Source organism: Xenorhabdus griffiniae (genome assembly GCF_001028135.1).
Classification (GTDB): Bacteria; Pseudomonadota; Gammaproteobacteria; order Enterobacterales; family Enterobacteriaceae; genus Xenorhabdus; species Xenorhabdus bakwenae.
The window spans coordinates 1-1,297 of record NZ_LDNM01000066.1 but is presented as its reverse complement, the minus strand read 5'-3'; the positions used below and the strand labels follow the sequence as shown (position 1 = coordinate 1,297).

3 protein-coding genes and 1 pseudogene are annotated in these 1,297 nt (G+C 42.0%); 3 read left to right on the top strand and 1 reads right to left on the bottom strand.

Translation table 11 applies throughout. The annotated features are described in order from the left end of the window. Positions 1-197: 197 nt before the first annotated feature. The 3 genes and pseudogenes from AAY47_RS23185 to AAY47_RS13675 form a co-directional block, all read left to right on the top strand. Positions 198-281 (top strand): annotated as a pseudogene (locus AAY47_RS23185) (RHS repeat-associated core domain-containing protein); the annotation flags it as partial. 71 nt (positions 282-352) lie between these two features. Then, complete coding sequence (locus AAY47_RS22765; RefSeq protein ID WP_047770705.1) at positions 353-616, top strand: hypothetical protein; 264 nt, start codon at positions 353-355, stop codon at positions 614-616. Further along, positions 616-909: a hypothetical protein gene (locus AAY47_RS13675; protein WP_047770704.1), complete on the top strand. Its 294-nt coding sequence runs from the start codon at positions 616-618 to the stop codon at positions 907-909. Before AAY47_RS22765 ends, AAY47_RS13675 begins: the two co-directional genes overlap by 1 nt. Positions 910-987: 78 nt before the next feature. Here AAY47_RS13675 and AAY47_RS13670 read toward each other — a convergent pair. Further along, the coding region (locus AAY47_RS13670; RefSeq protein WP_047770703.1) for a SymE family type I addiction module toxin at positions 988-1,297 on the bottom strand (310 nt) is incomplete at its 5' end.

Sequence of the window (1,297 nt, the reverse complement as noted above, 5' to 3'; positions counted from 1 at the left end):
CGCTATACTGCACAACGGCTTGCGGCGGTAGCCCGGCAAATGCGCACCGGGGCAACATGGCAAAACAGCGCAAAAGTGCGTATCGGCGTTTTAAGTTCGTGGATGTGGGCTAAACGGGTAAAAACGGTTCTTTAATAAGCTGATATTCAAAGAAAAAATCACGTAAAAAAGTACGACCGCACCGGAATCGCTCCTAAGACCCCATAGGCTTGGCGGGCGGGTTTAATCCTTATTCATACGTTCATAATCCGGTGTCTTGGGTTGACCCATTTGGATTGGCAGGTAAAGACTGCGATAAGTTGCTAAATCCAGATTGGACTAATCATGGATATAAACATTTCCCTCAAAAAATATGTCTTGGAAAGATATTGTTAAATCAACGAAATCTGGGCCTGCTAAATATACGCCAGAGATTAACATTGAAGCATTAGAACGTTCTGTTTATAAAACAGGCCAACCGGTTACAAATGGTAAGCCTTGGAAAGTTCAAGACATGGGGGAAATTATTGGAGCTAGTGAGGGGAAGCCAAGTCAATGGATGAGGGTTGAGTATAGCGGTGGCACTATTCACGGACATCCAATCTCTCTGAACGAATTTAGGAAGCTGACAAAATAATGAACATTGATTTTTCAGAAAAAAATGGAGTAATCACTTTTAATGACTTTTCTATTAGTGGTGATATTCCACTTGAGAATCAGCTTGATGAATTAAAAGAAGATATGTTGCAGGTAGAATTTCCTAATGGATATCTTTTAGATATAGGCTGGAGACCCTCATTCGAAATTGATGGACAGTTTAAATTGGCACTAATTAAAGATTTTAACTGGGAAAATCCTATTTATTTAGATTCAGCAAGTAATTTACTTGAATTAGAAGAAAAAATTCAATTGGCAATGCACAAATTATAACTGATGAAATCTAATAGCCGGAAAGATCCCCATGATATTCCGGCTTTTTTCTTTTTAAGAGCGGCTCCGTCCCTGCCCTTAGTTGCTTTTGTAGTCGCCAAGCAGTTCCCGCATTCTCAGCTTAATTTCACTGAGCTGGTCTTGCTGGCGCTGGTACTGTTGCTTAATGGTGCGGGTGTCGTCACTGTCAGGAATAAGCACCAGACAGCCATCCATAATTTTAACCGTGAGTGTGCAGCCCTTATCAAAGCCAGCGGCCTTAAGCCACTGGCCTTTAAGATGGATGGCAGGCGGGGCTTTAGCCTTGTCATTTTGCGGCACGTATCCCACGGTGTAATAACGTTCTGTTTTTGTCGCTTTATTTACGGCACGGTTTTGCCTAGAATGC